Source organism: Nonomuraea sp. NPDC050394 (assembly GCF_044459065.1).
Taxonomy (GTDB): domain Bacteria; phylum Actinomycetota; class Actinomycetes; order Streptosporangiales; family Streptosporangiaceae; genus Nonomuraea.
Genome location: NZ_JBITIO010000014.1, coordinates 149,178 through 175,004 on the forward strand (window position 1 = coordinate 149,178; position 25,827 = coordinate 175,004).

Genomic DNA, 25,827 nt, shown 5'->3' on the forward strand with positions numbered 1-25,827 from the left:
ATGGCCGACACCTACACCCCTCCGGTCACCGGGACCGGCGTCAAGGCCACCATCCAGCGCATCGGAGGCTACTTAGCAGGCATGATCATGCCGAACATCGGCGCGTTCATCGCCTTCGGCCTCATCACGGCCCTGTTCATCCCGACCGGCTGGCTGCCGAACGAGGACTTCGCCAAGCTCGTCACCCCGATCATCAGCACCCTGCTTCCGATCCTCATCGGCTACACCGGCGGCCGGATGGTCCACGGCCAGCGGGGCGCGGTGGTCGGCGCGGTCGCGACCGTCGGGCTGATCGTCGGCGCGACCATCCCCATGTTCCTCGGCGCGATGATCATCGGCCCGCTGGCCGCGTACGTGCTCAAGCTGGTAGACGGATTCACCGAGGACCGCACCAAGGCCGGCTTCGAGATGCTGGTCGACAACTTCACCGCCGGCATCGTGGGCGGCGCGATGGCGCTGCTCGGCGCCTGGGGCATCGGCCCGATCGTCAAGGTCGTCACCGACGCCGCCGGAAATGCGGTGGGGTGGCTGATCAGCGCCAACCTCCTGCCCGCCGCCTCGCTGCTCATCGAGCCGGCCAAGGTGCTGTTCCTCAACAACGCGATCAACCATGGCGTGCTCGGCCCGCTCGGCGTCGCCGAGGCGGCCAGAACCGGGCAGTCCATCCTGTTCATGCTGGAGTCGAACCCGGGCCCGGGGCTCGGACTGCTGCTGGCCTTCATGTTCTTCGGCCCCAGGGCCATGCGGCCCACCACCCCGGCGGCGATCATCATCCACTTCTTCGGCGGGATCCACGAGATCTACTTCCCGTACGTGCTGATGAAGCCCCGCCTGATCCTCGCGGTCATCGCCGGCGGCGCGGTCGGCATCTTCACCTTCATGATCACGGGCTCCGGCCTGGTGGCGCCGCCCTCGCCGGGCAGCATCTTCGCCTACCTCACGGTGACGCCCAGGGGCGGCTGGCTCGGGGTGGGGGCCGGCATCCTGCTGTCGACCGCGGCCAGCTTCGTCATCGCCGCCCTCCTGCTGGGCTTCGGCCGGGGCGAGAAGAAAGAAGAAGAAGAGACGGAAGAGGTCGCGACGGCATGAGCAGCATCGAGAGCAAGGACATCCGCAAGATCGTGATCGCCTGCGACGCCGGCATGGGCAGCAGCGTAATGCTCGCCACCACCGTGCGCAAGCAGCTCAAGGGCACCGGCGTCCTGGTGGAGCACACTCCGGTCAACTCCATCCCCGACGACGCCGACGTGGTGCTCACCCACGCGGGGCTCGCCGCCCGTGCCCAGGCCGGGGCGCCGGGGAAGGTCATCATCCCCTTCCAGATCTTCCTCGGCGATCCGGCCGTCACCCGGCTCGTCGAGACCATCAAGAAGGGCGGGACCGTCGGTGCGTGAGGTGCTGGAGGCGCGAGCCGTACACCTGCACGAGAAGGCGGCGACCCGCGAGGAGGCCGTCGCCCGGTGCGGTGAGGTGCTGGTCGAGACCGGCGCGGTGGCGCGGCCGTACGTGGAGGCCATGCTGGAGCGCGAGCGCTCCATCTCCACCTACGTCGGCGAGGGCGTGGCGATCCCGCACGGCATGTCCAAGGAGCACGTGCTGCGTGACGCGATCTGCGTGCTCCGCTTCCCCGCCGGGATCGACTGGGACGGCGAGCGGGTCACGCTCTGCGTCGGCATCGCCGCCAAGGGCGACGGCCACGTGGCGCTGCTGGCCGAACTCGCCGAGATTCTGCTCGATCCCGGCCGGGCCCGCACGCTGCGCGAGGCCCCCGACGTCGAGACCGTCATGAAGGAGCTCACGTGAAGGTCGCCCGTTTCCACGCCCCTGGCGACATCAGGATCGAAGAAGCCCCACGCCCCGAGGGCGGCCTGGTGATCCGCGTGCGCAACTGCTCGACCTGCGGCACCGACGCGAAGATCTACAAACACGGCCACCACCACCTCGCGCCGCCGAGGGTGATGGGCCACGAGATCGCCGGGGAGGTCGTGGGCACGGGCGAACGCGTGCAGGTGATCGCGGCCATCCCCTGCGGCACGTGCGCGGAGTGCCGGCGCGGCCGGATGACGGTCTGCCCGGACCAGGAATCGATGGGCTACCACTACGACGGCGGTTTCGCCGAGTACATGGCGATTCCCGACAAGGTCGTCGCCGTCGGCGGCGTCAACCCGATCCCCGGCGGGGTGTCCTTCGCCGAGGCCTCGGTGGCCGAGCCGCTCGCCTGCGTGCTCAACGGCCAGGAACTGGCGCGGGTGTCCGACGGGGACGACGTCGTGGTGATGGGCGCGGGTCCGATCGGCTGCCTCCACGTACGGCTGGCGCGCGCCCGCGGCGCGGCCCGGGTCTTCCTGGCCGACGTGAACGCCGACCGCCTGGCCAAGGCCGCGGCCCTGGTCGAGCCCGACGCGGTGATCGACGACGACGCCGTCGCCCAGGTGCTCAAGCTGACCGGCGGGCGCGGCGCCGACGTGGTGATCACCGCGGCCGCCTCGGGGGCCGCCCAGGAGCAGGCGCTGACGATGGCGGCCCGGCAGGGCCGGATCAGCTTCTTCGGCGGCCTGCCCAAGGACGACCCGATCATCCGGTGCGACTCCAACCTCGTGCACTACCGGGAGCTGACCATCGTCGGGGCGAACGGGTCGAGTCCCGCCCACAACGCCCGCGCGCTGGACCTGATCGCCTCAGGACAGGTTCCGGTCGCCGACCTCATCACCCACAGGCTGGGCCTGGATGACGTGCTGGAGGCGATCGCCCTGGTCAGCAGGGGCGAGGCGATCAAGGTCACGATCGAGCCGTGAAGGAGCAGTGAGATGGCAGAGCGTACGGTGGCCGTGGCCGCGCGGGCGGGCCTGCACGCGCGACCGGCCAAGCTGTTCGTCCAGGCGGCGATGAAGCTGGGCGTGCCCGTCAAGATCCGTGTCGGGTCCGGCAAGGAGGTCCCGGCCAACAGCATGCTGGGCGTGCTGTCGCTGGGCGCGGTCCAGGGCACCGAGGTGACGCTGTCGGCCGCCGACGGCCCCGAGGGCGAGTCCGCCCTGGACGCGCTGGCCGCCATGCTGGCTCGCGACCTGGACGCCGCAGATGCCTGACCTGCGGGGACTCGGCGTCAGCCCGGGGCGTACGGCCGGCCCCGTCCTCCTCATGGCCGCCGCGCCCACGCTCCCGCCCCCGGGCCCGCCCCTGTCCACCGAGGCCGGGACCGCCGCCGTGGCGGCCGCCCTGTCCGCCGTCGCGGCCGAGCTCGACCGGCGGGCGGGACGGGCCGGTGGCGAGGCCCGCGACATCCTGGAGTCGCAGGCCATGATGGCCGCGGACCCCACGCTGCTGCAGGCGGCCGAGGAGCACGTCATCGGCGGCATGGACGCCGCCCACGCCCTCGACGCGGCGTTCACCGGCCATCGCGCGGCCCTGATCGCCGCGGGCGGGTACTTCGCCGAGCGCGCCGCCGACCTCGACGACCTGCGCAACCGGGCCGTGGCCGCGGTGCTGGGCCTGCCGATGCCCGGCGTGCCCGACCCCGGCCACCCGTTCGTCCTGGTGGCCGGGGACCTCTCCCCCGCCGACACCGCGGGGCTGAGCGACGACGTGCTGGCACTGGTCACCGAGAAGGGCGGGCCGACCAGCCACACCGCGATCCTGGCCCGCGGCAGGGGACTGCCCGCCGTCGTCGCCTGCGCGGGCGCCCTCACGCTGGAGGAGGGCACGCTGGTGAGCGTCGACGGCGCCACCGGCGAGATCCGCGCCGGCCTCGACGGGCCGGCCGCCGAGCAGATCAGACGCCGGGCGGAGGCCGAGCGCGCCGAGCTCGCGCACAGCCGCGGACCCGGCCGGACCGCCGACGGGCATCCGGTCAAGCTGCTGCTCAACATCGGCTCGGCCGGGGACCTGGCGCCGGAGGCGGAGGGGGTGGGGTTGTTCCGTACCGAGCTGCTGTTCCTGGACCGCAGGTCCGCTCCGGGCTTCGAGGAGCAGGTGGCCGCGTACGCGGCGGTGTTCAAGGCCGTCCCCGACGCGATCGTCAGGACACTGGACGCGGGGACCGACAAGCCGCTGCCGTTCCTGGAACTTCCCGCCGAGCCGAACCCGGGGCTCGGCATCCGCGGCCTGCGCGTTGACCGGCTGCGGCCGGACGTCCTGGACACCCAGCTCGCCGCCATCACCGAGGCGGCCCGCGCCACCGGCGCCGAACCCGCGGTGATGGCGCCCATGGTCAGCACCCCGCGGGAGGCCGCGCGCTTCGCCGGTCGGGCGCGCGCGGCCGGGGTGCGCCGCGTGGGCGTGATGATCGAGGTGCCCGCCGCCGCGCTCCTGGCCGAGGCGATCCTGGCCGAGGTCGACTTCCTCAGCATCGGCACCAACGACCTGGGCCAGTACGCCTTCGCCGCCGACCGGCAGCATCCCGCCCTGGCCGACCTGCTCGACCCCTGGCAGCCCGCGTTGCTCAGGCTGGTGGAGATGTGCGCGGCGGCCGGCCGGGGCGCGGGCAAGCCGGTCGGGGTATGCGGCGAGGCCGCCGGTGACCCGCGCCTGGCGCCGGTCCTGGTCGGGCTGGGCGTGACGAGCCTGTCCATGTCCGCCGTCTGCGTCCCCGCCGTACGCGAGGCGCTGGCCGGGCACACGCTGGAGGAGTGCCGGGCCGGCGCCCAAGCCGCGCTCCAGCGCGATCACACCGACGGCGTCGTGTGATCGGAGGCGATCAGCGCCCCGCCGCACGCGGGATCCATGTCCCGGCCGGTGCGGGTCAACACCACGGATACGAGGGCTCAAGTGATCGCAAAGCGGACCGGTGCGGGATCCGCCGTGCTCTACCGTTTTCCGCGTGGCCCCCACCGCCACTCTGGATGGTTCCCCCGTCCGCAGAAAGAAAATTGGGGAGCCCGGCGTCGTGCCGGGCTCCCTGTTTCACAGCAGCGCTTCCACGTCCGTCCACAGATATGTGACGTTGACCCAGTCATTCGTGGTCATGCCGAGGTCCTGCCAGAAAAGCTCGTCCGCCAGGTCTATGCCCGCCGGATTGCGCACCTTTCTCGACCTGTCGTCGCGGCCCGCGTTGTATCCGTCGAGATATGCCGCCTGCGCCTGGGGTTTTCCCTGCGGCAGATCCGCCCACATATCGCGGGTGGCGGCGGCGTTCCAATAATCGTCGCGGATATTCCACGGGCCAACGTCCCAGATCGGCGCGACGACGCAGCGCGTGGCGTAACAGATCTTGACCTCGTAGGCGCGTTCCGTGGTGTTGGCGTTCAGTGCCCGCCTTGAGGGCAGGGCGACGAAGCGGTCCGTGGTTGCGATCGTGTGGCCGTTGGCGGTCTTGTCGCCGATCTGGCCGATCCGGGTGGCGAAGACGCGGCTGGTCAGCGGTTTGGGGGCGGGCTCGGCCCCGGCCTGGGGCTGGCCGCGGGCGGGGTCGACGACCAGCAGGCGCAGGCCGTACACCTCCGGGCCCTGGCCGGCGCCACGCTGGGTCAGCGTGATCCTGGCCTGGAGCTGGGTGGACGAGGCGGGCAGGACGACCTCGTCGGAGCCCTGCCTGGCCTCCCGCCACTCCGTCCAGCGGGCGGAGCGGGTCTGGCCGCGCAGTTCCAGCAGGATGTCCGCGCCCGGCGGCGTCTCGGCCATCATGATGGGCCGGATGCGATTGGCCAGGGAACGTGTGCCGATCGCGGTGGTGACGTAGAAGCCCTGGCGCTCTTCGCCCTCGGTGGCCGTGGCAGCGAGCTGGGGGCCGAGCCGAAGGCCGCGTGCGGTGTGGGCGACGTTGAACTGGCTCACGCCGTCCGTGGTGAGGTCGACGGCGAAACTCTGGCTGGCCGTGGCCACGCCGGGTGGTAGGAGCCAAAAGGCGGCGATTCCCGCTGCCGCCACGGTTTTACCGATCCTGCTGAGCACTTTCCGCATTCCCGCCCGCTCCTCGCTTGCCGTACGCGATGCATCTTCGGGGCGCTTATTGACTTAGTCCGACATCTCCGTCTCTGGCGCCCCGACGGGTCATACCCTCGGGCAATGGCGCCATGGGAAAAGCACGGTATGGACGCTGTCATGAAAGAGGATTTGCGCGGGAGAAAGAAGCTATATCGGGCATTCTGCTAATTTTCCCTGGAAAACGCGACGGCCGACGGCCGTGCTCGGGCACGGCCGTCGGCGGTTGTCCACGTGAGCCATACCACCGGGCTTGGGTGAAGCGGGCACTATCACCTCGCCCGGCGGGCTGCGCTGTCAGGAACGCAGCAGTCACGCCACACAGCAGTTCGTGGCGCCGATGTTCCCGTTCCCCTCCAACAGCGAGGGCATCGACGTCACCAGGTCAGAGCCCACCGCGTACAGCGACGCGGGCAGGTCGTGACCGCAGCCGATCTGTTCACGCCCGGCGAAAGGCACCATGACGCCGGACGGGTGCGGAAGACGGATGGGGGGCTGCTTGCTCTGTGCGGCGAAGGGCCTGTGGTTCCTTCAGCGCACGAGGGAGTGACTCTAGTGAGCCGCTGCCATGTCGCCGACGGCGCCGGTCGTCGGGACCGAGGCGCCCAGCGCGTCTCCCACAGCCTCAGGAGCGCCCTTCGACTGCGCCAGCGGCGACGCGGCGAGCGGGCCTTCGACGAGCGGGGCGATCTCGTCGAGCGGGACGTCGGTCCGCGGGCCGGCGGCGCGCTGCGCCATCGGCTGCCTGACCTCGGGGCTGCCCATGATGGGCGCCAGCTCGGTGGACACCGCCGCGGGCATCGCGGACTTGACCGCCATGTTCGGGCCGCTGAGCAGATCGTGCGCGGAGATGTAGCCGACCTGGCGGGCGGCGGTCTTCGCCATGAACGCGGCGTGGTCGGTGTGACCGGCCAGGCGCTCGGTGACCTGCGGCATCGCCGCCTCGGCGGCGGGCTCGAGCGCGGGGGCGTGCAGGATCTCGTCGGCGCGCCCGGTCAGGGAGCTGACGACACCCGGCACCGGCTCGTCCTGGTGCTCAAGGCCGACGACCTCACGCCCGTCCAGCAGCGCGAAGTCCAGCGGCGAGCTCTCCGCGCCGGTGAGGGCCGGCGCCAGCGGGTCGCGGTGCTCCACACCGGCGGCGTTGGAGGCCTCGTTCAGCGGCAGGCCGTTACGGAAGGTCCCCTGCGGGAGAAGACGCGCCGCGCCCTCCACGGAACGGGCCGTGCCGTCAGCGGAACGGGTGAGCCCGTCCACCGGGTTCTGGCTCTGCGTGAGCCCCGCGAGCGGGCTCGCGAGGGACATCAGCGGGTTCTGCCCCTTCCCGCCGAGCAGGCTGCTGCCGCCGCCTCCGCCGAGCAGGCCGCCGAGCGGGTCCCCGCCGCTCCTGGCCGCGGCCATGGCGGGTCCGGCCAGCGCCGCTGCCATTCCCAGGCAGGCCACAGCTATGGCCGTGCTTTTGACTATGCGATTCATGATTGCCTTTCCGGGCTGTGATCGGACGTGTTCGCGATTACGCATGACCTACGAACCGATTACTCCGAATGCCGCGACGTGCGCTCTGTGGACACCGCACAAAGCGCTATCGCGACCGAGCTACCGGGAAAGTTCTATCACCGCATCTCGGCCCCATCCGACGACGTTGAACTATGTGGGCACAGGCTTTGCCTTAATCAGCCGCCGATTACCACAGTTAATTCGCCGGCGACTTCTTCTTCGACCAGCGCCGCAGCTGACGGCATGTCCGGCTTCACAGGACAAGACCTGCTCTGGCCGTATTGCCGAGAACAAAGAAGTTGTCCGTTTGCTCCGCGCGGGCATTGAATAACTCGCGCAGCCGTACGCCACAATTCCAGCGCGACCGCCGGTGGCGAAATATTTGCCCACCCATGAACCCCGCGCGAGCCTTCCATCGGCCAGTTCCAACGCTCGCGCCGATACCATCTCAACGATCTTGGGGCGCGAATGAACGCCATTCTTGTGTCCTCGCACAAGCGCCTGCAGAGAAACAGCCACGACTGCCAGCCCCTGCCACTACCCCTCGTCCCGCAGCACTGGCGTGTGACCGCGACCTTGGAGGCAACAGATGACCGTAGCTGTTGGCACCAGCGAACCGACTGAGGACTTCCTGGATTCCGGGCCCGCGATGGCACCCGAGGCGCCCGCCTCACCTCGACCTGACATCCCCCTGCGCGACCTCACCCGGCGAGCCGCCCACCTCGGCCTGCTGACCGCCTGCCTGCTGGCCGCGACGAGCGTCACCGGCTGGCGGCTGACCAACGTGGCGGCGGCGGTCGCGATCGCGGTCGTCCTGCACGTCCTGCTGCCCAAAGCCCGGTTCACTGGCTGGACGGTGGCCGCTCTGTGCACGCTGAGCCTTGAGGCGTGGCTGTGCTCGCCCGCCCCCGCGCCGCCGTCCGCGGCCTGGCTGCTGGCGGGCCTCTGCCACGCCACGCTCATGACCTCGGCCCACGGGGCCGGACGCGCCTGGCGGCACGTCGCGGCCCGGCGCCGCGTGCCCCGCAAGGCCGTGATCCTTTCCACCGGCGAGCACGGCGTACGGCTGGCCAGGACACTCCTGCAGCACCCCGAGCACGGCATCGAGCCCATCGGCCTGGTCGGCGCCAGCGCGTCGGCCCACGGCCCCGCCGACGACCTGCCGGTCCTGGCCACCTACTCCACCTGCGCCCAGATGCTGCGGCGCTCGGCCGTCAGCGTCGTCATCCTGGCCGGGCAGCCGCCGATCTCGCGGGCCGTGCTGCAGGAGATCAGGGCCACCGGGTGTCGGATCATGCTCGCCCCGGGACCGGACGACCTCGTCCAGGACTTCGTGGCGCCGGGCCGGCAGCTTCAGAGCTTCCCGCTGGTGGACATGCGACCGCCCGCGCAGCACCGGCCGTACTGGATCGCCAAGCGCGTCTGTGACGTCACGCTGTCACTGCTGGCGCTGCTCGTGCTCGCGCCCGTGCTGGGGCTGTGCCTGCTGGGCGTCCGGCTGGAAGGCGGGCCGGGCGTGCTGTTCCGCCAGCGGCGGGTCGGCATGGGCGGGCGCTGCTTCGACATGCTGAAGATCCGTACGCTCAAGCCGGCCAGCGCGCGGGACTCGGCCACCCAGTGGACCGTGAGCCAGAGCCGCCTCAGCGGCCCGTTCGGCGGCTTCCTGCGCAAGACGTCGCTGGATGAGCTGCCGCAGCTGTGGAACGTGGTCACCGGGGACATGAGCATCGTGGGACCGCGGCCGGAGCGGCCGTACTTCGTGCAGCAGTTCTCGAAGACGGTCGAGCGCTACGACCGCCGCCACCGGGTCCCCGTCGGGATCACCGGCTGGGCCCAGGTGCACGGCCTGCGCGGCGACACCTCCATCGAGGAGCGCGCGCGCCTGGACAACCACTACATCGACACCTGGTCGTTCGGCCTGGATGTGAAGATCGCGCTCAAGACGATCGGCTGCGTGCTGCGCCTGGGCGGCGCGTAGTGGCGCTCGCCCTGCGGCCGCGTTCCTCCCCGCACGCGCCGAACTGGCGGCGGCCCAGCGTCCTCGCGGTGCTGGCGGTGGCGCTGGTGTGCGTGCCGCAGCAACGGACCCAGCTCGACTCGTCCTTCAACGTGACCGCCGCCGACGTGGCGGCCGGCTGCCTGGTGGTGGCCGCGCTCGTCCGCGCGCTCAGGGGGCGGCTCCGGCTGCCCAGGCGGGCGTACCTGCTGGCTCCGCCCGCCGTCGCGGTGACGGCGGCGACGCTCGCCGGCGTGGACGTGGTCGCGGCGCTGCCGGGGTTCGTGCGCTACCTCGAGATCTTCGTGATCGTGCCGCTGGCCATGGCGATCGTCGTCCGTGACGAGGTGGACCGGCGGCTGGTGGCCGCGGCGGTGCTCGGCGCGGCCCTGGTACAGGCGCTGCTCGGGTGCTGGCAGGCGTACTCGGGCAGCGGCGCCTCCTACGGCGGGCAGAGCATCAGGGCGATCGGCACGTTCGGCGCCGTCGACGTCATGGGCATGGCCACCATCGTCTGCTACGGCGCGATCGTGGCGCTGGCTGTGGCGCTGACCACGCGCGGACGGCCACGGGTCGCCGCGGCGCTGGTCCTGCTCGTCCTGCTGGCGGCGCTGGTCCTGTCACTGAGCCGGGGGGCGTGGCTGGCGTGGCTGATGGCCGGCGTCGTCATGATCCTGCTGTCGGGCAGCAGGAGGGCCGTCGGCGGCGCCCTCGCCGGGGCCCTCGTGCTGGGCCTCGTGGTACTCGGCGGCTGGGGGTCCGGGACCGTCACCCAGCGGCTGGCCTCCATGACCTCCGTCGCCTCCCAGCCGGACCAGTCGGTCAACGACAGATACGGCCTGTGGGAGACCGCCGCGGGCATGTGGCACGACCATCCGCTCCTGGGCGTGGGCCCGCGCGGCTTCGTGGCGTGGCGCGACAACTACGCGCCCCTGCACGTCTCGGCCGGCAGCGACACCGCGGACCCCGTGAACGGATTCCAGCGGCAGGAGCTGCGCTCCCCGCACAACATGTACCTGCTGGTGCTGAGCGAGCAGGGTCTTGTCGGGCTCACCGCCTTCACGCTGCTGTGGGCCGGGCTGGCCGCGCTGACGGCCAAGCGGGTGCGGCGCGGCGGCACCCCCGCCCAGCGGGCCGCGGGGCTGTGCGCGGCGGGCTTCCTGACCTGGCAGCTCGTCGACTTCGTCTACGCCGACGTGGGCGGATCCCCCACCGTCGTCATGTCGATCATGATCGGCCTGCTGTTGTCCTGGGTGGTCGCGGCGGACACGCCATGAGCGCCACCACCGAGGAGACCCGCGGCCCGCTGGCCAGGGCCACCACGGTCACCATGCTCCTGGTCATCGCCGGCTCGGCGTCCGGGTTCGCCCGCGACCTCCTGGTGGCCGGCGTCTTCGGCGCCAGCGCGGGCACCGACGCCTTCATGGTCGCCTGGACCATCCCCGAGACGGCCGCGCCCCTGCTCATAGAAGGCGCGCTGTCGTTCCTGCTCATCCCCTACTTCAGCCGGTCGGTCGAGGAGGGCCGGGCGCTGCGCGAGGTCGTCTGGGCCGCGCTGCCCAAGGCCGTCCTCGCGTTCGTGCTGCTGAGCGCCGCCACGGCCGCCGCCGCGCCGCTCATCGCGCGCGGCCTGGCGCCCGGCATCCAGGAGCACGACCTGGCCACCCGGTGCACGCAGATCACCTCGCTGACCGTGCTGGGCTTCGGGCTGGCCGGGTTCTGCAGCGCCGCGCTGCGTACCCGGCGGATCTTCGGCCCGCCCGCCGCCATCTACCTGGCCTACAACGCCGCCATCGTCGGCGCCATCGCCATCGGCCACGACGGCTGGGGGATCACCGCGGTGGCGTGCGGCGTGGCGGCCGGCGGCCTGCTCATGGCGCTCATCCAGGCCCCGTCCTTCATCCGGTACATCGGAACCCCGGTCAGGGCCGGCGTCGCGACGTCGATCTCCTGGACGGTCTTCGCGCCCATCGCCGCCTTCACCCTGCTGCGCCAGGCGCAGGTGTTCGTCGAGCGGTTCGTCGCCTCCTCGCTGCCGCCCGGCTCGATCTCCTACCTGAACTACGCGCAGAAGATCGCCCAGGTGCCCATGGTGGCCTCGCTCATCCTCGCCACGGTCTCCTTCCCGGTCCTGGCCCGTGCCGTCGCCGCCGGCGACGGCGCGGGCGCCGGCCGGCGGGTGCTGGCGGACACGTGGGTGGCCGCCGCGATCGTGCTGCCCGCCACGGCGTTCCTGGTCGCGCACGCGCCCGGCGTGGTGGGCCTGCTGCTGGAGCACGGCGCCTTCACCCCGGACGACACCGCCGCGACGGCGTGGAGCATGCGCCTGTACTGCCTGGGGCTCCTGGGCCAGGCCGTGGTCGGCGTGCTGTGCCGGGTCTACTTCTGCGCCTCCCGGCCCTCCTGGTACCCGGCCGCGGCCATGGCCGCGGGGCTGGCGCTCACCGCGGTCGCCGCGCCGTTCCTGGCCGGCCCGCTCGGCGTGGGCGGGGTCGCGCTGGCCAACGCCGCGGGCATCAGCCTGACGGCCGCGCTCCTGCTGAGCGGCCTCGGCGCGCCGCTCCTGGTGCTGCCCAAGCGCGCGCTGCTCGTGTCCGTCGGCCGCCTTACCGCGGCGGCCGCCGTCGCGGCGGGCGTCTCCTTCCTGGTCCGCCCCGTCACCGCGGACCTCTCGTTGATCGTCGCCGTGCCGTGCCAGGCCGCCGTCACCATGGCGGTCTTCGTCACCGCGGCACTACTCACCGGTTCCAGGCGGGACCTCGGCGACGCGCTGAGGCCCCGCGAAGGGGGAGTGCGATTGTGAGCCCAACCAGGCAGCAGGTCCTGATGTACCACTCGGTCGACGACTTCGACGAGGATCCGTACCTCATCACGGTCAGACCCGCCCGCTTCGCCGCGCAGATGGCGTGGCTGCGCGGGCGGGGGCTGCGCGGGGTGTCCATGCGCGAGCTCCTGCGCGCCCAGCGCGAGGGTACGGCCCGGCGCCTCGTCGGCCTCACCTTCGACGACGGGTACGCCGACTTCGCCACCCACGCCCTGCCGGTGCTCCTGCGCCACGGCTTCACCGCCACGGTCTTCGCCGTCACCGGCCGCCTGGGCGGCGACAACGCCTGGGACCCCCTCGGCCCGCGCAAACCGCTCATGACCGCGGAACAGCTCAGGCACGTCGCCGGCGAGGGCATGGAGGTCGCCTCCCACACCCAGACGCACCTGTCGCTGGCCGGCGCCCCGACCGGGGACCTCTACCACGAGGTCAAGACCAGCCGCACGGACCTGGAGGCGATCCTCGGCCACGAGGTCCTCGGCCTGGCCTACCCGTACGGCCACGCCGACCGCGAGGCCGTCGAGGCGGTACGCGCCGCCGGCTATGCCTACGCCTGCGGCATCAAGCCCGGCGAGGCGGACCAGCTCTGCCTGCCCAGAACCCACGTGAGCGACGACGACCGGCGGCTCCGGCTGACCGTCAAGCGGGCCCTGCACTACTGGAAGTGGGGCCGGCGATGAAGGTGCTGCACGTCATCACCGGGCTGGAGGCGGGCGGGGCCGAGCGGCAGCTGCGCGACCTGGTGGCCAACCATCACGTCAGCGCCGAGGTCGCCGCGCTCACGAAGCCGGGCCTGATCAGCCAGGCCATCCAGGCAGAAGGGGTGACCGTCCACCATCTCGGCATGACCGGCAACCGGGACCTGCGCGTACTGGGCCCGCTGTGGCGGCTGGTCCAGCGCGGCGGCTACGACGTGGTGCACACGCACCTGTTCCGCGCCGGGTTGTACGGCCGCCTCGTCGCCCGGCTGGCCGGTGTGGCCGCGATCGTGGCCAGCGAGCACTCCATCGGCGAGCGGCACCTGGAGGGGCGGCCCATCACCGCGCCGGTGCGCGTGCTGGCCCGCGCCGGTGAGCGGCTGGGGCACGTGACGGTCGCGGTGTCGTCGGCGGCGGCCCAGCGGCTGGTCCGGTGGGGGGTGCCCGAGCAGCGGATCGAGGTGATCGCCAACGGCATCGACCCGCGGGCGTTCCGCTTCGACCCGGCCGTGCGGGAGACGACCCGCAGCCGGCTGACGATCCCGCCGCACATCACGGTCGTGGGCGGGGTGGGCAGGCTGGAGCCCGGCAAGCGGTTCGACGTGCTGATCGAGGCCGTGGCCGGGTTGCCGGACACCGTACTGCTGCTGGTGGGGGACGGGCCCGAGCGGGCGAACCTCGTCGCGCACGCGCGCAGGCTGGGGATCGCGCACCGGATGGTGCTGGCCGGGCAGTCCAGCCAGGTTCCGGCGCTGCTGTCGGCCATGGACGTCTTCGCGGCGCCGTCGCAGGAGGAGACGTTCGGCCTGGCCATCGTCGAGGCGCTGGCGTGCGGGCTGCCCGTGCTCTACAGCGCGTGCCCGGCGCTGGACGAGCTGCCCGCGAGCGCCTCGCCGAACGCGCGGCGGCTGCCCTCGGCGGCGGAGCCGTTCCGGCAGGCCGTGGAGGAGCTCATCGCGTCCGGCGCGCCGCGGCAGCTTCCCCCGCAGGCCGTGGACCACTACGGCATCGGCCATCACGTCAACCGCATCGAAGCGCTGTACCTGCGCGTGCACGAGCAAAGATCCCGATCGAAGACCATCGCGCCAGCCTGGGGAGAGCAACCATGAGCGTGACCCGCCGTGTATCCGCCGCTGCCCGGCGGTGGTGGCCGCAAGGCTGCGCCGTCGTCCTGGGCCTGTGCGCGGGACTCCTGTACACCGCGCTGACCGACCGCGTGTACACCGCCCAGGCGTACGTCGTCGTGGTGGCCGACGCCCCGTCGAGCATCGAGCAGACGACGAAGTTCGCCCAGGCCTTCACCAAGATCGCCACGCAGCCCGCCGTCGTCGGCGCCGCGCTGCGTCCCGGCCTCGCCGCCCGCACGGTCGGCGAGCTGCAGCGCACGGTACGCGTCTCCGCCTCCCCCGACGCCCCGATGATCAGCCTGGCCGCCTCCGCGCCCGACGCGGCGCAGGCGGCGAGCCAGGCCAACGCGCTGGCCCAAGCACTCATCACCTACGCCGGAGCCCGCGCCACCGACACCGGCGTGCGCATCGCCAACCTGTCCCAGGCCGTGGCGCCGGAAGAGCCGTCAGGCCCCGACCCGCTCATCAACCTCAGCGTGGGCGGCGCCGCGGGACTCCTGCTCGGCGGCTTGTTCTACCTCGTCACCCCGCCCGCCAGACAGGGCCGCGACAAGGGCGCCGCCCGCGACGAGCCCGCCGCCCGCGCCCGCGAGCGCTCACGCAAGCGGCCGGTCGGCGCATGACGCCCGGCCTCCTGGTCGGCGGCCAGAGCAGCGTCGTGACCGACCCGAGCGCCTTCGCGGCCATGAAGCCGGAATGGGACGCCCTGTACGAGCGCTGCGCCACGTCCACCCCCTTCCAGTCGCACGCCTGGCTCACCTCCTGGTGGCAGTGGTACGGCGGGCGGTCCCGCCTGCACGTCCTCCTGCTGCGCCACGAGGACCGGCTGGTGGCGGCGCTGCCGCTGATGCGCACGCGGCGCTGGGGCTGCCGGGTGCTGAGCCCGCTGGGCGTCGGCCTGTCCGACTACACCGACGTACTCCTCGACGAGGCGCATCGCGACGGTCTCGCCAGGACCGCGAGCGAGGCGCTGCTCGGCCTGCCCGGCTGGGACGTCATGGACTTCCCCGAGGCCCAGCCGGGCGCCGCCCTGGAGACGCTGCACGCGTGCTGGCCCGGCAGCCGCTGGCTCATGGAGGGCTCCTCCTGCCTGTACATGCCCGCCCTTCCTCTGGAGGACCAGTTGGCCGCGCTCGGCACGCGTACGGCGGGCAAACTGCGCCGCGGCCTCTACAAGATCGACAAGCTGGACCTCCAGGTGCACGCGGTGACCCCCGAACAGGTGCCGGCGGCCATGGAGGACCTCCTGCGCCTGCACGCCCTGCAATGGGCGGGCCGGCCGATCAACAAGGAACACCTCAGCTCCCGCTTCCAGGCCCACCTCACCAGGTCCGCCACCGAGCTCATCGCCACCGGGCGGGCCGCGCTGACGGAGTTCCGGGTCGGTGAGCGCCTCGTGGCCGCCGACTTCTGCCTCATCGGCGCCGACTTCGCCGGTGGCTACCTGTACGGAGCCGACCCCTGGCTGCGTACCCGCGTCGACACCTTCGCCATGGTCCTGCGGCACGGGCTGCGCCAGGCGCACGCGCGCAGGCTGGAGAAGCTGAGCCTGCTGCGCGGCGCCGAGCCGCACAAGGCCAAGTGGGGCGCGAAGGCCATCGGCAACCGCCGCATGATCTTCGGCAGGACCCACCGGGCCGGCCTCTACGCGGCGCTGGTGCGCGCCCGGATCCGCGCGGCCCGCACGCTCAAGGAACGCCTCTCAGCGAAGGCCGTCTCATGACCATCTCCATCCTGCACGTCAGCCAGCCCGTCGAGGCGGGCGTGGCCGCCTACGTCAGCGCCGCCGCGGCCGACCAGGCCCGGCGCGGCTGGCGGGTCACGGTGGCGGCGCCGTCCCGTGGCACGCTCCCCGACCGGCTCGCCGAACAGAAGATCCCGCACGTGGCCTGGGAGTCGGCCCGCTCCCCCGTGCGCTCGTGCAAGGACGAGACCGTCGCGCTGCGCCGGATCGTCGACGAGCTGGAACCCGACATCATCCACCTGCACTCGGCCAAGGCGGGCCTGGTGGGTCGCCTGGCCGTACGGGGCAGGCGGCCCACGCTCTTCCAGCCGCACGGCTGGTCGTGGCTGGCCTGCCGGGGCGCGACGGCCAGGACCGCGATCGCGTGGGAGCGCACCGCCGCGCGCTGGGCGGCCGCGATCGTGTGCGTCGGCGAGGGCGAGGCCGAGGCCGGGGCGGCGAGGGGGGTGGCGGCCCGGATCGTCGTCGTGCGCAACGGCGTCGACCTCGACCACTTCACCCCCGCCGGCATCGAGGCGCAACTACGGGCCCGCGCCGAACTCGGCGTCCCCGAGCACGCCCGGCTGGCCGTGTGCGTCGGCAGGCTCACCCGCCAGAAGGGCCAGGACCTGCTGCTGCGCGCCTGGCCCCGGGTGCTGCGCTCGTGCCCCGACGCGCAACTGGCGCTCGTCGGCGACGGCGAGCTCAAGGCCGAACTGGAGGCCGGCGCACCGCCCGGCGTCCGCTTCGCCGGCCCCAGCGCCGACGTGCGGCCCTGGTACGCGGCCTGCGACCTGGTCGTGATGCCGTCCCGCTGGGAGGGGCTGCCGCTGACCGCGCTGGAGGCGATGGCCAGCGCGCGTCCCGTCGTCGGCTTCGACATCCCCGGCCTGCGCGAGGTGATCGGCGAGGAGACCGGCGCGCTGGTGAGCGCGGGCGACCTCAGGGGGCTGGCCTACGCGCTGTCCTCCCGCCTGTCCTCCCACGACGGTACGGCGTGGCGCGAGGGCCAGGTCGCCGCGCTGCTCAGCAAGGAGTTCGACGCCCGGGTGACCATGGAGGTGCTGGCCGGGGTGACCGCCGGGGTGCTCGGGCGAGGCTGACCCCGCCCGAGCGTCCGCGTTCAGGTCGGCAGCTCATCCTCGGGTACGGCCGGCGGCATCACCGTGGGGCTGGGCAGGATGCCCGGCACCTCCAGCTGCACCGGCGGCGGCACGACGACCATCGTCAGCAGGCTCCGCCACAGGCCGACCAGCCAGGTGAGCATCGGCTCCCTGGTGACCTGCGGGGGCAGGGTGACGGCCGGGAGGGTGGGCGGCATGGGGTTCTGGATCGAGGGCGGCACGGGGTTGGACGTCACGCCCAGAGGCGGGACCGCCCCGGTCGGCGTCCCGGTCGGCGCACCCGGCGCACCGGGCTCACCGGCGCCGAGCGGGATCGCGGGCGCTGACGGCAGCGCGGACGCGCTGGGCAACGCGGGCGCTGACGGCAGCGCCGGCGTGCTCGGCAGGGCAGGCGCGGACGGCAGCACCGAAGCGCTCGGCAACGCGGGTGCGCTCGGAAGCGCCGACGTCGACGGCAGTGCGGGCTTCGACGGCAGCGCAGGTGCGCTGGGCAGCGCGGACGTACTGGGCAGCGCGGGCTTCACCGGCAACGCCGAAGCGCTGGGCAGAGCGGGCTTCTCCGGCAGCCCCGACGCGCTGGGCAGCGCGGACGTGCTGGGCAGCGCGGGCTTCGATGGCAGCGCCGAGGTGCTCGGCAGTGCGGGCGCTGACGGGAGGGCCGAGGCGCTGGGCAGCGCGGGCGCTGAAGGCAGTGCCGACGTGCTCGGGAGTGCGGACGCGCTCGGGAGCGGAGGGGTGGTCGGCGTGGGCACGGCCGGGGTCGGCAGCATCTGCTGCAGCAGCGTCCGGAACCCCGCGGCCGACCGGGGGTTGGACGAGCACTGCCACACCCCGTGCGGGCAGTAGTCCGACAGCGAGTGGTAGGCGACGTTGTGCCGCCCGATCCAGTCGAGCATCTGCCGTACATAGGTGGGCCGGTCGCCGTATCGGAACAGGCCCCACTCGGGGAACGACATGGGCTTGCCGTGAGCGGCGGCGAACTCGGCGTGGTGGCGCAGGCCGTACGGCTGGGAGACGTAGGACTGGAACCCGTCGGAGGGCGGCTGGTCGTAGTTGTCCATGCCGATGATGTCCACGACGTCGTCGCCGGGGTAGCACTCGGTCCACGGGATCGCGTCGCGCCCGCGGTTGGCGGTGAAGTCGAAGCGGAAGCGCTGCCCGGTCACGGACCGCATGCTGGTCACGATCCGCCGCCAGTACGCCTTCCACGCGGTCGGGTCGGGCGCGCATCGGCTGGAGTACGTCGTGCCGTTCATCTCCCAGCCCAGGACGATGATGGAGTCCTCGGCGCCCTCGGCGACCAGCCGGCCGGCCAGCTTCCTGAAGGTGAGGTCGAAGGCGCCACTGGCTCCGGCGTTCAGCAGCACGGAGACCGCGGCGTCGGACAGCTTGCCCTCGTTGGGCGCCACCATGGGCACGTTGATCGCGAGGATCCTGCCCGGCTGGGCCGCACGCCACTGGGTCCAGGGCTTCAGGATGAAGTCGGGGCCGTGGAAGGCCGCCCATGTCTCGCCGGGGATGTAGGTCCTGCCGACGGTCACCTCGCGGCCGAGCCAGCGCTCGAAGCCGGGCAGGCGGGCGGCGCCGTGGGCGTCGGAGCCCATGAAGACGCCGAGCGCGGCCCGCTGCTTGGTCACCGCGAGCAGCTTGGGCTCGGGCTCGGCGACCGCGTCCGGCTGTACGGCGACGGCGGCCACGAGCAACATGGCGGCTCCAAGCGCGCCCCTGTGCCTAAGTCCGGGGAACATGTGCCTTCTCATGCGGCTAACTCACCATTCCTGCCCGTCAAAGCATTACTGCGTGCTTCCATTCCCCTTCCCGCTTGATGAGAACATCAAATCTCCTTCGGAATTTCGCAAGCAATGCACAGGATGACCGATTCGCCACATAAGAGGTTTTCGCACCATCTCGTCCTTGACATTGGAGAAACAATAACGCCCTCATGAAAAACAATTCACCGTGTCCATGATAGGAAAGACCGGTGAACGACGCTCCCCAACAGAAGCGGAATAACGATATCCGCAACTGCCTGCCCGTCGCCCCGAGGGCCCCGGCACTGGTCGTCAGGATGGATCGCAACCCATTCCATCACGGCACCCTCGCCGCCATTCGGTCGCTGGGTCGCATGGGCGTCGATGTGCACGCCGTTCTCGAAGGCCCGCACGGTCCCGCTGCCCAGTCGAAATACCTCTCCAGCTGCGGCCACTGGGACACGGCGCCCACCGCGGCCGAGAGCTTTCTCCGCACAATGCTTTCCGCCGCCGACCGCATCGGCGGAAATCCGGTCCTGCTGCCAATGGACGACATCACCGCCATCTATACGGCGCAGCACGCACAGGACCTGTCCCCCCGATTCCGGATCTCGAATCCGGCCGGCGAACTCCCCGCCCAGCTCGCCGACAAGCACGCGCTCGCCACCATCTGCGCCCATCTCGGCGTCGCCCACCCGGACACCCACGTGGCCGAGACCCAGGACGACCTGCGCTTCGCCGAGCGCGCCTACGGCTTCCCGATGATGGCCAAGTGGGCCAGGCCCTGGCTGGCCGCCGGCGCCCGCGGCCTGCGCAGCACCACGCTCCTCCAGTCGCACGACCAGCTCCGCGCCCTGGCCGCACGGGCCCCGGAGCAGGACAGCGAACTGCTGCTGCAGCGCTACATCCCGCCGACCCGCGACGGCGACTGGTTCTTCCACGGCTACTTCCGCGAGGACTCCACCTGCGACTTCGCCGGCTCGGGCAGGAAGGAGCGCGCCTACCCCCCGGCCGCCGGGATCACCACGCTCGGCCGCTGGCTGCCCAACCCCGAGATCGACCACACCGCCAGGACCCTCGCCAAATCCCTGCGCTACTCCGGAATCCTCGACATGGACTTCCGCTTCGACGTCAGGGACGGCAAGTACTACCTACTCGACTTCAATCCCCGCGTCGGCGCGCAGTTCCGCCTCTTCGGCGACTCCAACCGCATCGACGTCATCAGGGCCGCCTATCTGGACCTGACCGGGCAAGACTCAAACTTCGGTTCTCCCCAGTACGGCAGGACGTATCTGGTGGAGAATTACGACCTCTTGCGGAAGCTGGCCAGAAAGCCCGGGGTAAACGGCCGCCGCCGCCCGGGATGGCTGTCGTCCCTGCGCCGGGCCGACGAGCTGGCCTGGTACGCGAGAGATGATGTCAAGCCCTTCACCGGAATGGTGAAACAAACGTTTCTACGCGCCATGAGGGCATGCACACCAACGATCGAAAGAATGCCATGAACACCGAAACCGTCGACGTCGCGGTCATCGGAGCCGGGCCCTACGGCCTTTCCGTCGCCGCATACGCCATCAGCGCCGGACTTGAGGCCCAGGTCTTCGGCCAGCCGATGAACGCCTGGGACAAGCACATGCCCACCGGCATGCTGCTGAAGTCCGAGCCATTCGCCTCGCACCTCGCCGACCCTGCCGGGGATTTCACGCTCGCGGCATACTGCCGTTCGCACGGATTCCCCTATGCCTATGCCCGGCCCACTCCTGTGGAGCGCTTCGTCGACTACGGGAAGTGGTTCTGCGAGCAGGCCGTCCAGGACCGTGTCACGCCGGTCAACGTGGTGGACGTCGCCAAGCAGGACGAGTTGTTCACCGTCACCCTGGAGACGGGCCGGCAGGTCCGGGCGCGGGCCGTCGTGCTCGCCGTGGGCTTCCTGCCGTTCGCCCGCATTCCGGCGGCGCTGGCCTCGCTGCCGTCGTCGGTGCTGGCCCACAGCTGTCAGCTCAACGACCTCAGCTGCTACGCCGGCGAGAAGGTGGCGGTGATCGGCGCCGGGCAGTCGGCCATCGAGACCGCGTGCCTGCTGCAGGAGGCCGGCGCGTACCCCCACCTGATCGCGCGCACGGCGGCGCTGAAGTGGAACGAGACGCCCGTCGAGGAACGCACGGCGCTGGCGCGCTGCCTCGCCCCGCGCTCGGGGCTCGGGACCGGCTGGCGGTCCTGGATGTGGTCGGAGAAGCCCGCGCTGGTGCGCCATCTGCCCGGACGCGTGCGCCGGCGCATCGTGCGCACCACGCTCGGCCCGGCCGGCTCATGGTGGCTGAAGGACCGCTTCACCAGCGTCCCGACCAGCCTCGGCGCACAGCTACGGCGGGCCGTCCCCGGCGAAGGGGTCGACCTGCGCCTGCAGGACGCGACGGGTGGCCTCTTCCACCTGCACGCCGACCGCGTCATCGCCGCGACGGGGTACGTCGTCGACGTGCGCCGCTTCAGCGTCCTGGAGCCTGGGCTGCGGGACTCCGTCGCGCACGTGGGCCACGCGCCCGTGCTGAGCAAGACGTTCGAATCCTCCGTGCCCGGCCTGTTCGTCGTGGGGCTCGCGGCCGCGCCCACGTTCGGCCCGGTCATGCGCTTCGTGCACGGCTCCCGTTTCGCCGCGGCCACGGTCGCTCCCGCGCTGGTCGCGCGGGTGTCCGGCCGCCGTCCTTCCCCCCTCGTCACCGTGGAGCCCTCATGCCGATGACCAACCGCCGCGCGGCGTTCGCGATCGCCGCGGGTCTGTGCGCGCTCGCCTGGCTGGGTTCTCCCGGTACGGCCGCCGCCACCGCCACCCCGACCATCGTCGTCACCTCGCCCGCGGACACCCCGGTCCGGGCACGGACCCTCGGCACCCCGGTGACGGTCGAGCCGAGGAGCCCCGGCCGGTACTCGATGTCCGTGGTCAGGGCGAGCGACTTCTCCGTCACGGCCCCGGCCGCGCGCACGGGACCCGGCAGCGCGATGCTGCACGGCGACCCCCACGTCGCCGTCCTGGGCCCGGCCCGCTAGTACGGGTAGTTTTGCGATAGATGATCTGCCTTTGAGGCTGATCGACCGCGCCCGCGGGCACCTTCCCGTCAACTACTTCCACGGGGACAGGTGCCATGAAGCTCGAGTTCATCATCGGCGGAGCTCTGTTCGTGGGCGCGGTCCCCCCTTTCCCGCTCGACCCCGTTCCCGAGCTCTTCCAGTGGTGTGCCTCCTGGTACACCTCGGCCTGCGAGCGGTCAGCGGGACTCGCCCGCGGCCGCCTGGCCGCGAACACCGCTCTCGGCACGCTCGGCACACCCTATTCATGGGGCGGCGGCGGGCCCTCAGGAGCCACCTACGGGACCGGCAGGGGAAAGCGCGTCAAAGGCTTCGACTGCGCGGGACTGACCGAGTACGCGTGGTCTCAGGCCGGTGTGGGAATCGGTTCGAGCACCTATGAACAGTGGCGCTCCGGAACCCGGATTCCCAGGACCCGAATTCAGGTCGGTGACCTGGCCTTCTTCGAGACCGATTCCAAGCGCCCAGGTCCTGACCACGTCGGCGTCGCCATCAAAGCGAACCAGATGGTGGTCGCGCCATTCACCGGCGAGGTCGTGCGCATAGAGACGATCGACCGGCGCAATTTCGTGGGGCTGGTCAGGCCCGCGCGGCAGAAGCCCGGATGATCTTCACGGGCAAAAAGAAACGCCCCTGATCCGGCTCCTCGGGAGTTGGGAGCCGCATCAGGGGCAGCGTCGACTGTGGGTGAGGGAGAGTGCCCGTCTACCGCTCACCAGTCGGTTCGCGTGCGGCCTCCTGACCTGCCGTCACTCGAGGTCCGCGCGAATGCCGGCGCGCTGTCATCACTGCCAGCGCACCGGCGCTTCGCCCGGACTTTCTAGCGTCCAGCTCAGCCGTCGTTACCCTCGATGTCGGTCAGGCTGGTGTTGTTGGTCAGGAGCTGCAGGTTGATGCGCTCCAGGTGCGCGATCGTCAGGACGTCAACCTCGTTGTTGTTGAGCGCGTGGTTGAGCACCGGAACGACGATCGACGCCGGGCTGTGGGCGTTGCCGACGTTGTCGTCGTTGCCCTTCTCCCACGTGGCCGCAGAAGCTGCGGTGGACGAGGCAGCCAGGAAAGCGCCTGCGGCGAGCGCACCGATGACAATGCGACGAAGCATGTTTACTTCCTCCAGTGTGCGAATGGAATTGGTGGCGCCGCCTGTTGAGTTGGCAGCTGCGCCATGCATGACTACCTTGCCGCGCCACGCATACTAATTCCACCGATCCTTGCCGTATTAAAGTCAAAGACCGCCATGGATTCCTTGGCACAGCTGAAGGAATACAATCAGCCATTCGGCCTTTTCTCAGAGCGCCAAGAAAGGCCGTTGTCCGCCGCCCGATATATGTCCAAATCGGGCCATATCGTACCCCGGAGTCAGAGCTTGGGTTCGGTATCCCCGACGTAAAGCAGCCGATTGGGCGTATCACGCCTGAGTCCCGATACGACGTTTCTCGTCGAGGTCTCCATGAGCACCGACGCGATGTCGGCAGGGGTGGCGCGCGGGCTTGTGGCCAGCAACAACGCCACCGCTCCCGAGACGTGCGGCGTGGCCATCGAGGTGCCGCTCGCCGATCGCGCCGAGGTGTCGTCGGTGAACCACGCCGAGTCGATGGCCACCCCCGGAGCGAACAGGTCCACGCACCGGCCGCCGTTGGAGAACGGGGCCCGCTCGTCCGCGCGCGTGGTGGCCGCCACCGTGATGGCCTCCCTGGCGCCCGAGGGTGAGGCCTCGCAGGCGTCGGCGTTCTGGTTGCCCGCGGACACCACGTACGGGATGCCGGTCGCGATCGAGCTCCGCACGGCGCGGTCGATGGCCGAGCTCCTGCCGCTCTGGAGGCTGATGTTCACCACGGCGGGGCGCTGGGCGTTGGCGGTCACCCAGTCGATCCCGGCCACGATCTCGGCGGTGGTGCCGTAGCCGGCGCAGTCGAGCACGCGTACACCGACCAGCTGGACGTCCTTGGCCACCCCGTAGGTGGCGCCGCCGAGGATGCCCGCCACGTGTGTGCCGTGGCCGTAGCAGTCCTGGGCGACGAGGTCGGAGTCCACGGCGTCGTAGCCGTAGCGTGCCCTGCCGCCGAACTCCGTGTGCGAGAGCCGCAGGCCACTGTCGATGACGTAGGCCGTGACCCCGGCGGCGCTGCCGCCACGCACGCCGACGTCGTCCAGGGGCAGGCGGCGCTGGTTGACCCGGTCGAGGCCCCAGGGGCTCGCCTGGGAGGTGAAGACCTGGTTGTGCTCGATCGTGGCCACGCGCCGGTCGGCGGCCAGCCTCGCCGCCTGCTCAGCGCTCATGGACGCGGAGAACCCCCGCAGGGCGGCGGCGTAGATGTGGTGAACCTCGCCCCCGTACTGCTTCGCCAGGGCGGCGGCCTGGGTCTCGACGCCCGCCTCGTCGCCGTCCGGCGGGAGCCGTAGCGCCACGACGAACACGTCGCGGTCGACGGCGCCGCGCACGGGAGGCGCGGCGAGCAGCCCCAGGCACAGGGCGAGGCAGGCTGCGGAGAATCTGGCCCAGATCACATGCGTCTCATTTCTACGATCGGCAGGCGCGGCACCGGCCCTCGGGGCCCGCGCCGCGCCTGCGTTTCACGTGATGGTCTGGGGGTTTTTCGGGGAGTTCGTCAGTCGCGCACGGCTACCGAGGCGCCACACCTCTCGCCTGCGCACGTGCCCGGCCAGCGCGTGGCCACCTTGCCGTTGCCGAGTTCGCCACGCTTGACCTGGACGCGCACGCGGATCTCGCGGGTGGCTCCGGGTTCGAGCGTGCCCTGCCAGGTGAGGGCGGAGCGCGTACGGGCGGTGGGACGAGGGTTGATCGCCCGCACCCTCGCGTCGTCGAGCACGTCGTCCAGGCGCATCGACAGGTGGTAGGGAAGGGCCGTCTGACCGCTGTTGTGGATGCGCGTGGTGAACGTCAGGCGCTCTCCCTTGCCGATGCGGTCGGGGGCCTTGTGCGAGACACGTACCTGCCCGGGGGTCAGCAGGTCGATGCGGTGGTCCTCCACCTCGCCGGTGGCCGCCCAGCCGGTGGGCACGCTCACCTCGGCGGCGGCCTCGGCCAGGCGCAGGCGCAGCCACGACGGGCCCGGCCTGGTGTCGTGCGGCAGCGCCCAGGTCAGCACGGCACGCGCGGATCCGGCCGGCAGCACGGACGAGGCCCGCTCGGACGGCTGGAAACGGCCGTCGCGGTCGAAGTCCACCCATCCGGCCAGCACACCCGATGACGCGGTCCGCACGGGCACCGTGAGCTGGAGGCGGCGGTCCTGCCCGGCCTCCAGCCGTCCCGCCGAGGCGTCGTCCTGGTCGTCGTCGATCCGGCGCGGGGTGAAGCTCACCGTGCCCGGCCGGTCGGACGTGGCCGAGGCGCCGATCGACTGGTCGGAGATGGAGTGGGAGGCGGCGCCGTACGAGGCCGGGGCGTCGGAGTCGTCCTGCTCGAAGGTGACGCGGAAGACGCCCCACATGAACGGGTCGCCGGCGGGCAGCGTCCGGCGGACGTTGAGCGCGCGCACGTCGACGGTGAACGAGGAGACCATGCCGTTGACCTGCGCGGTGCCGCACATGTAGACGACGCCGCAGGTCGTCTCGCGCTGGCGGCCGCCGGCGTTCGGAACGATGGCCTGCCGGTCGACCTCGAAGCCGGGGAAGCCCGCGATCTTGCTGAACGTCGGCCGGGACGGGGTGCCGCCCGACAGGCGCAGCCCGGTCCAGTACTCCTCCCGGTTGCCCGCCGAATCCACCGTCGCGCCGCCGGTGCCCGCGACGTGCAGGCGCGGGTTGCGCACCGGGCTGGAGAACCTGAACGTCAGGGTGGCGACGTCACTCCAGCCGTTCGGCCGGACCGCGAACCCCTCGTAGAGGTCGCTGATTCCGGCGGCGGCCTTGGCGTTGACCGGGTCCAGGTACTCGTCGGGCGGGGCGCCCGGGTCCGCGCGCAGGGTCTCGGCCTTGGCCACCCGCGTGCCGTACGCCATCTTCTTCTCGACCGTCATGATGATGCCCGACGGCGCGACGCCGCGGGCGCTCCCGGCCGTGTTCGCCATCGTCCAGGTGTTGCGCTTGCCCTTCGACGCCATCGCGCCGGCAACCCCTGTCGAGGGTC

25 protein-coding genes are annotated in these 25,827 nt (G+C 71.6%); 19 read left to right on the forward strand and 6 right to left on the reverse strand.

What is annotated here, in order from left to right; translation table 11 throughout:
• Genes mtlA through ACIBKY_RS41165 form a run of 6 tightly spaced genes read left to right on the forward strand, consistent with a single transcriptional unit; the run spans nucleotide 1 to nucleotide 4,683 of the window.
• Nucleotides 1–1,089 carry a mannitol-specific PTS transporter subunit IIC gene (gene mtlA / locus ACIBKY_RS41140; protein WP_397105727.1) on the forward strand — a complete coding sequence of 363 codons (1,089 nt, stop codon included), beginning with the start codon at nucleotides 1–3 and terminating at the stop codon, nucleotides 1,087–1,089.
• On the forward strand, nucleotides 1,086–1,394 hold the full coding sequence (locus ACIBKY_RS41145; protein ID WP_397105729.1) for a PTS lactose transporter subunit IIB: 309 nt from the start codon (nucleotides 1,086–1,088) through the stop codon (nucleotides 1,392–1,394). Before mtlA ends, ACIBKY_RS41145 begins: the two co-directional genes overlap by 4 nt.
• A complete protein-coding gene (locus ACIBKY_RS41150) occupies nucleotides 1,387–1,803 on the forward strand; it encodes a PTS sugar transporter subunit IIA (protein WP_397105731.1) in 417 nt (138 codons plus the stop codon). Before ACIBKY_RS41145 ends, ACIBKY_RS41150 begins: the two co-directional genes overlap by 8 nt.
• The gene (locus ACIBKY_RS41155) at nucleotides 1,800–2,795 is read left to right on the forward strand and encodes a zinc-dependent dehydrogenase (protein ID WP_397105733.1); all 996 of its coding nucleotides are present in this window, start codon (nucleotides 1,800–1,802) and stop codon (nucleotides 2,793–2,795) included. Before ACIBKY_RS41150 ends, ACIBKY_RS41155 begins: the two co-directional genes overlap by 4 nt.
• A 12-nt stretch (nucleotides 2,796–2,807) precedes the next feature.
• Complete coding sequence (locus tag ACIBKY_RS41160; protein ID WP_379614219.1) at nucleotides 2,808–3,086, forward strand: HPr family phosphocarrier protein; 279 nt, start codon at nucleotides 2,808–2,810, stop codon at nucleotides 3,084–3,086.
• On the forward strand, nucleotides 3,079–4,683 hold the full coding sequence (locus ACIBKY_RS41165; protein WP_397105735.1) for a putative PEP-binding protein: 1,605 nt from the start codon (nucleotides 3,079–3,081) through the stop codon (nucleotides 4,681–4,683). The genes ACIBKY_RS41160 and ACIBKY_RS41165 overlap by 8 nt, the downstream gene beginning before the upstream one ends.
• A gap of 216 nt (nucleotides 4,684–4,899) precedes the next feature.
• Here ACIBKY_RS41165 and ACIBKY_RS41170 read toward each other — a convergent pair whose 3' ends face one another.
• Entirely contained in the window at nucleotides 4,900–5,895 is a 996-nt protein-coding gene (locus ACIBKY_RS41170) for a hypothetical protein (RefSeq protein WP_397105737.1), read from the reverse strand.
• Nucleotides 5,896–6,169: 274 nt separating this feature from the next.
• Between ACIBKY_RS41170 and ACIBKY_RS41175 the strand changes: the two genes are divergently transcribed.
• On the forward strand, nucleotides 6,170–6,340 hold the full coding sequence (locus tag ACIBKY_RS41175; RefSeq protein WP_397105739.1) for a hypothetical protein: 171 nt from the start codon (nucleotides 6,170–6,172) through the stop codon (nucleotides 6,338–6,340).
• Between the two features lie 128 nt (nucleotides 6,341–6,468).
• On the opposite strand, the gene ACIBKY_RS41180 is transcribed toward ACIBKY_RS41175, so the two are convergent.
• Nucleotides 6,469–7,344, reverse strand: a complete 876-nt coding sequence (locus ACIBKY_RS41180; RefSeq protein WP_397105741.1) for a hypothetical protein — start codon at nucleotides 7,342–7,344, stop codon at nucleotides 6,469–6,471.
• A 658-nt stretch (nucleotides 7,345–8,002) separates the two neighbouring features.
• On the opposite strand from ACIBKY_RS41180, the gene ACIBKY_RS41185 reads away from it, so the two are divergent.
• From ACIBKY_RS41185 to ACIBKY_RS41220, 8 genes are read left to right on the forward strand one after another with little or no spacing between them, the layout of a single operon-like run.
• Nucleotides 8,003–9,391 (forward strand): exopolysaccharide biosynthesis polyprenyl glycosylphosphotransferase, encoded by a 1,389-nt coding sequence (locus ACIBKY_RS41185; RefSeq protein WP_397105743.1) that lies wholly within the window; start codon nucleotides 8,003–8,005, stop codon nucleotides 9,389–9,391.
• On the forward strand, nucleotides 9,391–10,686 hold the full coding sequence (locus ACIBKY_RS41190; RefSeq protein ID WP_397105745.1) for an O-antigen ligase family protein: 1,296 nt from the start codon (nucleotides 9,391–9,393) through the stop codon (nucleotides 10,684–10,686). The genes ACIBKY_RS41185 and ACIBKY_RS41190 overlap by 1 nt, the downstream gene beginning before the upstream one ends.
• Complete coding sequence (murJ, locus tag ACIBKY_RS41195) at nucleotides 10,683–12,212, forward strand: murein biosynthesis integral membrane protein MurJ (protein ID WP_397105747.1); 1,530 nt, start codon at nucleotides 10,683–10,685, stop codon at nucleotides 12,210–12,212. The genes ACIBKY_RS41190 and murJ overlap by 4 nt, the downstream gene beginning before the upstream one ends.
• Nucleotides 12,209–12,913 (forward strand): polysaccharide deacetylase family protein, encoded by a 705-nt coding sequence (locus ACIBKY_RS41200; protein ID WP_397105749.1) that lies wholly within the window; start codon nucleotides 12,209–12,211, stop codon nucleotides 12,911–12,913. The genes murJ and ACIBKY_RS41200 overlap by 4 nt, the downstream gene beginning before the upstream one ends.
• Complete coding sequence (locus ACIBKY_RS41205; protein ID WP_397105751.1) at nucleotides 12,910–14,040, forward strand: glycosyltransferase; 1,131 nt, start codon at nucleotides 12,910–12,912, stop codon at nucleotides 14,038–14,040. The genes ACIBKY_RS41200 and ACIBKY_RS41205 overlap by 4 nt, the downstream gene beginning before the upstream one ends.
• Nucleotides 14,037–14,681, forward strand: a complete 645-nt coding sequence (locus ACIBKY_RS41210) for a hypothetical protein (RefSeq protein ID WP_397105753.1) — start codon at nucleotides 14,037–14,039, stop codon at nucleotides 14,679–14,681. Before ACIBKY_RS41205 ends, ACIBKY_RS41210 begins: the two co-directional genes overlap by 4 nt.
• A complete protein-coding gene (locus tag ACIBKY_RS41215) occupies nucleotides 14,678–15,781 on the forward strand; it encodes a GNAT family N-acetyltransferase (protein WP_397105755.1) in 1,104 nt (367 codons plus the stop codon). Before ACIBKY_RS41210 ends, ACIBKY_RS41215 begins: the two co-directional genes overlap by 4 nt.
• Nucleotides 15,778–16,884 carry a glycosyltransferase gene (locus ACIBKY_RS41220; protein ID WP_397105757.1) on the forward strand — a complete coding sequence of 369 codons (1,107 nt, stop codon included), beginning with the start codon at nucleotides 15,778–15,780 and terminating at the stop codon, nucleotides 16,882–16,884. The genes ACIBKY_RS41215 and ACIBKY_RS41220 overlap by 4 nt, the downstream gene beginning before the upstream one ends.
• A gap of 20 nt (nucleotides 16,885–16,904) precedes the next feature.
• Here ACIBKY_RS41220 and ACIBKY_RS41225 read toward each other — a convergent pair whose 3' ends face one another.
• On the reverse strand, nucleotides 16,905–18,611 hold the full coding sequence (locus ACIBKY_RS41225; RefSeq protein ID WP_397105759.1) for a glycosyl hydrolase: 1,707 nt from the start codon (nucleotides 18,609–18,611) through the stop codon (nucleotides 16,905–16,907).
• 419 nt (nucleotides 18,612–19,030) lie between these two features.
• Between ACIBKY_RS41225 and ACIBKY_RS41230 the strand changes: the two genes are divergently transcribed.
• The 4 genes from ACIBKY_RS41230 (at nucleotide 19,031) to ACIBKY_RS41245 (ending at nucleotide 22,345) form a co-directional block, all read left to right on the forward strand.
• Nucleotides 19,031–20,158, forward strand: a complete 1,128-nt coding sequence (locus ACIBKY_RS41230; protein WP_397105760.1) for an ATP-grasp domain-containing protein — start codon at nucleotides 19,031–19,033, stop codon at nucleotides 20,156–20,158.
• Entirely contained in the window at nucleotides 20,155–21,393 is a 1,239-nt protein-coding gene (locus tag ACIBKY_RS41235) for an NAD(P)-binding domain-containing protein (protein WP_397105762.1), read from the forward strand. The genes ACIBKY_RS41230 and ACIBKY_RS41235 overlap by 4 nt, the downstream gene beginning before the upstream one ends.
• Nucleotides 21,384–21,698: a hypothetical protein gene (locus ACIBKY_RS41240; protein ID WP_397105764.1), complete on the forward strand. Its 315-nt coding sequence runs from the start codon at nucleotides 21,384–21,386 to the stop codon at nucleotides 21,696–21,698. Before ACIBKY_RS41235 ends, ACIBKY_RS41240 begins: the two co-directional genes overlap by 10 nt.
• A gap of 95 nt (nucleotides 21,699–21,793) precedes the next feature.
• Nucleotides 21,794–22,345 carry a C40 family peptidase gene (locus tag ACIBKY_RS41245; protein WP_397105766.1) on the forward strand — a complete coding sequence of 184 codons (552 nt, stop codon included), beginning with the start codon at nucleotides 21,794–21,796 and terminating at the stop codon, nucleotides 22,343–22,345.
• A 224-nt stretch (nucleotides 22,346–22,569) separates the two neighbouring features.
• On the opposite strand, the gene ACIBKY_RS41250 is transcribed toward ACIBKY_RS41245, so the two are convergent.
• The 3 genes from ACIBKY_RS41250 to ACIBKY_RS41260 form a co-directional block, all read right to left on the reverse strand.
• Nucleotides 22,570–22,839, reverse strand: a complete 270-nt coding sequence (locus ACIBKY_RS41250) for a hypothetical protein (protein ID WP_184969978.1) — start codon at nucleotides 22,837–22,839, stop codon at nucleotides 22,570–22,572.
• Nucleotides 22,840–23,096: 257 nt separating this feature from the next.
• A complete protein-coding gene (locus ACIBKY_RS41255; protein ID WP_397105768.1) occupies nucleotides 23,097–24,245 on the reverse strand; it encodes a S8 family serine peptidase in 1,149 nt (382 codons plus the stop codon).
• Between the two features lie 101 nt (nucleotides 24,246–24,346).
• Nucleotides 24,347–25,801 (reverse strand): GEVED domain-containing protein, encoded by a 1,455-nt coding sequence (locus ACIBKY_RS41260; protein ID WP_397105770.1) that lies wholly within the window; start codon nucleotides 25,799–25,801, stop codon nucleotides 24,347–24,349.
• Nucleotides 25,802–25,827: the final 26 nt, after the last annotated feature.